This is a genomic window from Allosalinactinospora lopnorensis, assembly GCF_000981225.1.
Taxonomy (GTDB): domain Bacteria; phylum Actinomycetota; class Actinomycetes; order Streptosporangiales; family Streptosporangiaceae; genus Allosalinactinospora; species Allosalinactinospora lopnorensis.
This window is the reverse complement of sequence record NZ_LAJC01000006.1, coordinates 114,441-120,783: the sequence shown is the minus strand read 5'-3', so window position 1 is coordinate 120,783 and position 6,343 is coordinate 114,441. Positions and strand designations below refer to the sequence as shown.

Below are 6,343 nucleotides of genomic sequence, written 5' to 3'. Positions count from 1 at the left end.
CGGCGCGGGACCCAGGCGAGCCGGGCGCCGGTGCGGTCGGCCAGCCGCGCCACCGCCGACAGCGCCCCTGGTGTCTCGGCGAGCCGTTCGCCGGCCAGGATGATCGCGCCCGTGGTGCGCAGCGCCTCCATCGCCTCGGGGTGGACGTCGCCGAGATCGGTGAGCACCCGGTTCTCATCACCGGGTGCGGTGGGGATGAGCGCCCCGCCGGTCTTGGTCAGTCCCCGGCTGGCGTAGGGCGCGATCGAGTAGACCGGTACCCCATTCTTACGTACACCCTTGCGCAGCCGCAGGAAGACGATGGGCGACTCGTCCTCGGGCTCGAACCCGGCGAGCAGCACCGCGGGGGCGTTCTCCAGGTCGTCGTAGCTGACGTCGACGCCGGTGCCGGCGACCCGGGAGGCCAGGAACTCCGCCTCCTCCCGGGTGTTCGTGCGGGCCCGCATGTCGATGTCATTGCTGCGCAGCGCCACACGGGTGAACTTGGCGTAGGCGTAGGCATCCTCCAGGGTGAGCCGGCCGCCCGTGAGGACACCGACCCGCCCCCTTCGGCGGGCCCATTCCAGGCCCCGCGCCGCGAGGGTCAGCGCCTCCGGCCACGAGGCCACCTCCAAGGCGCGGCTCTCGTCATCGCGGACGAGGGGCTGCTTGAGGCGGTCCGACCGGGTGGCGTAGCTGAACGCCCACCGGCCCTTGTCGCAGTTCCACTCCTCGTTGACCTGCGGGTCGTCACCGGCCAGCCGTCGGGTGACCTTGCCGCGCCGGTGATCGGTCCGCAGCGCGCATCCGGACGCGCAGTGCTCGCACACGCTGGGCGTGCTGACCAGGTCGAACGGGCGTGCCCGGAACCGGTAGGCGGTGCCGGTCAGCGCACCCACCGGGCAGATCTGCACGGTGTTGCCCGAGAAGTAGGACTGGAAGGGCTCGCCCTCGGCGATACCGACCTGCTCCTCCGCGCCGCGTTCCAGCAGTTCGATGAACGGGTCGCCGGCGATCTGGGCGGAGAAGCGGGTGCAGCGGGCGCACTGAATGCAGCGCTCGCGGTCCAGCAGGACCCCGGTGGACAGCGGGATCGGCTTGGGGAAGGTCCGTTTGGTGTCGGTGAAGCGCGTCTCGCCCTGCCCCGCTGACATCGCCTGGTTCTGCAGTGGGCATTCGCCGCCCTTGTCGCAGACGGGACAGTCCAGCGGGTGGTTGATGAGCAGGAACTCCATCATCCCGCGCTGCGCCTTCTCCGCCACGGGCGAGGTGAGCTGGGTCTTGACCACCATCCCCTCCATGACGGCGATGGTGCAGGACGCCTGCGGCTTGGGCATCGCCCGGCCGTTGCCCGCGTCGGGGATCTCGACCATGCACTGACGGCACGCCCCCACCGGATCCAGCAGCGGGTGGTCGCAGAAACGGGGGATCTCGATGCCCAGAAGCTCCGCGGCCCTGATGACCAGGGTTCCCTTGGGAACCTGGATCTGGAAACCGTCAATGGTGACGGTGACGAGATCCTCCGGCGGCACGGCCGGCGTGCCGCCGGACGCCGTGTTCGTCGTGACGGTCATTTCTCCCCCTCCCTTGTCCGGTTCGTTAGGCGGGCGCTCGTACTGTCCGCGTGCCGCGTCATGCTTCCCCTCCCCACACGGTGGACTTCCGGTGGTCGAAGGGGCAGCCGCCCTGCTCGACGTGGTCGATGTACTCCTGGCGGAAGTACTGGATGGAGGAGATGACCGGGCTGGCCGCGCCGTCGCCGAGGGCGCAGAAGGCACGGCCGAGCAGGTTGTCGCAGATGTCGAGGAGCTTGTCCAGATCGGCCTCGGTACCCGCGCCGTTCTCCAGCCGTTCGAGCACCTGGACCATCCAGAAGTTGCCCTCGCGGCACGGCGTGCACTTCCCGCACGACTCGTGCGCGTAGAACTCGATCCAGCGCCCCACGGCGCGCACCACGCAGGTGGTCTCGTCGAAGATCTGCAACGCCCGGGTTCCCAGCATCGACCCGGCCGCACCGACCGATTCGAAGTCCAGCGGGGTGTCGAGGTGTTCGTCGGTGAAGATCGGCGTCGAGGAACCGCCGGGCGTCCAGAACTTCAGCTCGTGTCCGGCCCGGATCCCGCCGGCCATGTCCAGCAGCTCGCGCAGCGTGATGCCGAGCGGGGCCTCGTACTGGCCGGGGTTGGTCACGTGGCCCGAGAGCGAGAAGAACCCGAACCCGGCGGACTTCTCGGTCCCCATGGCGGTGAACCACTCGACACCGTTGGTGACGATGCTCGGCACGCTCGCGATCGACTCGACGTTGTTCACCACGGTCGGCGAGGCGTACAGTCCGGCGACCGCGGGGAACGGGGGCTTTAGGCGGGGCTGGCCGCGGTAGCCCTCCAGCGAGTCCAGCAGCGCCGTCTCCTCGCCGCAGATGTAGGCGCCGGCGCCGGCGTGCACCACGACGTCCAGGTCGAAACCGGTCCCCTGGATGTTCTTGCCGAGCAGGCCGGCGTTGTAGGCCTCGGCCACCGCGTGCTTGAGCCGCCGGATGACGTGCAGGACCTCCCCGCGCACGTAGATGAACGCCAGCGAGCTCTTGACCGCATACGCCGAGATCGCGATCCCTTCGAGCAGCACGTGCGGGTTGGCCAGCATGAGCGGGATGTCCTTGCATGTCCCCGGCTCGGACTCGTCGGCGTTCACCACGAGGTACCGGGGCTTGGGGTTGTCCTTGGGCAGGAAGCCCCACTTCATCCCGGTGGGGAAACCCGCGCCCCCGCGTCCGCGCAGCCCCGACGCCTTCACCAGGTCCACCAGGCCGTCCGGTTCCATGGTGAGCGCCTTGCGCAGTGCCTCGTAGCCGCCGGTCTCACGGTACCCCCGCAGCGTGAAGGAGTCGGGGCGGTCCCAGTTCTCGGACAGGACCGGGGTCAGCGTGGTCTCGGTGTCTGAGCTCACTTCGTTCCCCCTTCGCCCTCGTCCGCGGCGGGTGCGGTGGGCAGGTTGTCCGGGTCGGGCGCCGCCCACCCGCGCTTGCGGGCGAGCTCCAGCCCGACCAGTGAGGGCCCTGCCGCCTGCGGTCCTTCGGTGGCGCGGTCGTCGGCGAACCCGGCGAGCAGCCGGGCCGCCTGCTTCCAGGTGCACACGCTCTCGGGGCCGCGGGACGGCTTGACGTCCTTGCCCAGGCGCAGATCGTCGACCAGTTGCTTCGCGGACTCCGGCGTCTGGTTGTCGAAGAACTCCCAGTTGACCATGACCACCGGCGCGAAGTCGCAGGCCGCGTTGCACTCCACGTGCTCCAGCGACACCTTGCCGTCCTCGGTCACCTCGTCGTTGCCGACGCCCAAGTGCTCCTTGAGGCTCTCGAAGATCTCGTCACCGCCCATGACCGCGCACAGCGTGTTGGTGCAGACACCGACGTGGTACTGGCCTGCGGGGCGCCGCTTGTACATCGTGTAGAACGTGGCCACCGCGGTGACCTCGGCTTTGGTGAGGTCGAGCTGCTCGGCGCAGAAGGCGATGCCGGCCGAGCTGACGTAGCCCTCCTCCGCCTGCACCAGGTGCAGCAACGGCAGCAGCGCCGAACGCGAGTGCGGGTACCGGGCGATGATCTCCTTGGCGTCGAGCGCCAGCCGGGCCTCGACCTCTTCGGGGAATGTGCCGGTTCTGCTCACCTGTCCACCCCTCCCATCACGGGTCGATGCTTGCCACCGCCGCGATGACATCGGCCACCGCGCCGCCTTCGCACATGGCCGCCACCGCCTGCAGGTGGGTGAAGGACGGGTCCCGGAAGTGCACCCGGTGCGGGCGGGTTCCGCCGTCGCTGACCGCGTGGCACCCGAGCTCGCCCTTGGCGCTCTCGACCGCCGCGTAGGCCTGCCCCGGCGGGACCCGGAACCCCTCAGTGACGATCTTGAAGTGGTGGATCAGGGCCTCCATGGAACTGCCCATGATGTGCGCGATGTGGTCGGGGGAGTTGCCCAGGCCGTCGGGGCCGAGGGTGAGCTGCGCCGGCCAGCCGATCTTCGGATCGTCGACCATCACCGGTCCGGACTGCAGCCTGTCCAGGCACTGCTCGATGATGCGCAGGCTCTGCTCCATCTCGGCCACGCGAACCCGGTACCGGGCGTAGACATCGCAGCCGTCGGAGACGGGGACGTCGAACTCGTAGTTCTCGTAACCGCAGTACGGCTTGGCCTTGCGGAGGTCCCACCCCAGCCCCGAGGCACGGAGCAGCGGACCGGTCACGCCCAGCGCCATGCACCCGGCCAGATCCAGATAGGCGACGTCCCGGGTGCGGGCGAGGTAGAGCGGGTTGGCGTCGAGGAGCTTGCGCAGGATCTTGAGGCGCTTGGGCATCTCCTTCAGCAGCTCCCGGATCTTGCCGACCGCCCCGTGCGGGAGATCCTGGGCCACGCCTCCGGGCCGGATGTAGCCGTGGTTCATCCGCAAGCCGGTGATCAGCTCGAAGATGTCCAGGACCATCTCCCGCTCGCGGAAGCCGTTCGTCATGATCGTGGTCGCGCCGAGCTCCATGCCGAACGTCGCCATCGCGACGAAGTGCGAGGACATCCGGTTGAGCTCCATCATCAGCACCCGGATGACCGTGGCCCGGTCCGGCACCTGGTCGGTGATATCGAGCAGCCTCTCCACCGCCAGGCAGTACGCGACCTCGTTGAAGATCGGGGTGAGGTAGTCCATGCGGGTCACGAACGTGGTCCCCTGGGTCCACGTCCGGAACTCCATGTTCTTCTCGATGCCGGTGTGCAGGTAGCCGATGCCCACGCGGGCGTCGGTGACCGTCTCACCGTCGAGCGTCAGGATGAGCCGCAGGACACCGTGCGTGGAGGGGTGCTGCGGCCCCATGTTCACCACGAGACGCTCGGCGCCGCTCTCCTGCGCCGCGGCGATGACCTCGTCCCAGTCACCACCCGAAGCGTCGATGTAGTCCTCGGTGACGTTCGTGCTCATGGTCGCGCTCCCCTCCTTCCCGGCTCAATCACGTGTAGGACCTCCGCTCGTCGGGTGGCGGAATGGTGGCTCCGCGGTACTCCACCGGGATCCCGCCGAGCGGATAGTCCTTGCGCTGCGGGTGACCGTGCCAGTCATCGGGCATCTCGATGCGGGTCAGAGAGGGGTGGCCGTCGAAGACGATCCCGAAGAAGTCGTACGCCTCGCGCTCGTGCCAGTCGTTCGTCGGGTAGGTGTCGACGATCGAGGGGATGTGCGGGTCGGCATCAGGGCAGCTGACTTCCAGCCGCATTTCGGTGTTGTGCGTGATCGACCGCATCCAGTAGACCGCGTGCAGCTCCCGGCCGGAGTCCTGCGGGTAGTGCACACCCGTGACCCCGAGGCACAGCTCGAAGCGGAGCGCGGGGTCGTCGCGCAGCCGGCGGGCCACCTCGGGCAAGTGCTCGCGGCGCACGTGGAGGGTGAGCTCCCCCCGGTCCACGACGACGCGCTCGATAGCGGCGCCGAAGTCGACCGGGCCCTCCCGCAGCGACTCCTCCAGGGTGTCGGCGATCTCGTCGAAGCGGGCGGTACGCGGGTCGTCGGGATCGGTGAACGGGCGCTCGGAGTCCTGGGCGGCCGGGCGCCGGACGAGCAGCCGCCCGTAGCCCGAGGTGTCGCCGGTCGTCTTGGCGCCGAACATGCCTTCGCGGGCGACCGGTGCGCTGAGGCGCTCCTCACCCGCGTGAGCGGGTAGGTTCTGATCGCCGTTCAGGGTAGGCTTACCTTCATGGTTTTCGTTGCTCATGAAGCGGCCTCCTGGTCGATCAGCGGGAGGGGACGGCGCAGCAGGCGCCGCTCCTCCTCTTCGATCTCACTCTGACGATGCGCGCCCAACTTGGTGTTCTGCACCTGGTCGTGCAGCTTGAGCACAGCGTCTATGAGCATCTCCGGACGAGGCGGGCACCCCGGGAGGTACATGTCGACGGGAACGATGTGGTCGACGCCCTGCACGATGGCGTAGTTGTTGAACATGCCTCCGCTGGAGGCGCAGACCCCCATGGCGATGACCCACTTCGGCTCGGGCATCTGGTCATAGATCTGCCGGAGGACGGGCGCCATCTTCTGGCTCACGCGCCCGGCCACGATCATCAGGTCGGCCTGGCGTGGGGTCGCGCCGAACTTCTCCATGCCGAACCTGGCGAGGTCGTAGTGCGGTCCGCCCACGGACATCATCTCGATGGCGCAGCAGGCCAGCCCGAACGTCGCGGGCCACATCGAGCTCTTGCGGACCAGCCCCGCCGCCTGCTCGACGGTGGTCAGCAGAATCCCGCTCGGCAGCTTCTCCTCAATTCCCATCCGGCGAACCCCCTTTCCGGTTTCTCGATCGGTTGCTGCTCTGGACGCGTGGCGGGCGATCGCTCGG

General features: G+C 68.8%; 5 protein-coding genes and 1 pseudogene. All 6 read right to left on the bottom strand.

The window, feature by feature from the left end; genetic code table 11:
* Nucleotides 1-1,553: NADH-quinone oxidoreductase subunit G (locus VS93_RS03950; RefSeq protein ID WP_046468645.1), on the bottom strand; the 1,553-nt coding region annotated here is incomplete at its 3' end.
* Nucleotides 1,554-1,611: 58 nt separating this feature from the next.
* Nucleotides 1,612-2,925, bottom strand: coding sequence for an NADH-quinone oxidoreductase subunit NuoF (nuoF, locus tag VS93_RS03945; RefSeq protein ID WP_046468644.1), 1,314 nt, complete (start codon nucleotides 2,923-2,925; stop codon nucleotides 1,612-1,614).
* Complete coding sequence (gene nuoE, locus VS93_RS03940; RefSeq protein WP_046468643.1) at nucleotides 2,922-3,641, bottom strand: NADH-quinone oxidoreductase subunit NuoE; 720 nt, start codon at nucleotides 3,639-3,641, stop codon at nucleotides 2,922-2,924. The genes nuoF and nuoE overlap by 4 nt, the downstream gene beginning before the upstream one ends.
* Nucleotides 3,638-4,938, bottom strand: a pseudogene (locus VS93_RS03935) (NADH-quinone oxidoreductase subunit D). The gene nuoE and the pseudogene VS93_RS03935 overlap by 4 nt, the downstream one beginning before the upstream one ends.
* A 28-nt stretch (nucleotides 4,939-4,966) precedes the next feature.
* Complete coding sequence (locus VS93_RS03930) at nucleotides 4,967-5,725, bottom strand: NADH-quinone oxidoreductase subunit C (RefSeq protein ID WP_046468642.1); 759 nt, start codon at nucleotides 5,723-5,725, stop codon at nucleotides 4,967-4,969.
* Nucleotides 5,722-6,276: a NuoB/complex I 20 kDa subunit family protein gene (locus tag VS93_RS03925; RefSeq protein WP_046468641.1), complete on the bottom strand. Its 555-nt coding sequence runs from the start codon at nucleotides 6,274-6,276 to the stop codon at nucleotides 5,722-5,724. Before VS93_RS03925 ends, VS93_RS03930 begins: the two co-directional genes overlap by 4 nt.
* Between the last annotated feature and the right edge of the window lie 67 nt (nucleotides 6,277-6,343).

Coding starts and splice junctions, on each gene's coding strand:
- VS93_RS03930 (WP_046468642.1), bottom strand. CDS start 5,725: ATGAGCAACGAAAACCATGAAGGTAAGCCTACCCTGAACGGCGATCAG.
- VS93_RS03925 (WP_046468641.1), bottom strand. CDS start 6,276: ATGGGAATTGAGGAGAAGCTGCCGAGCGGGATTCTGCTGACCACCGTC.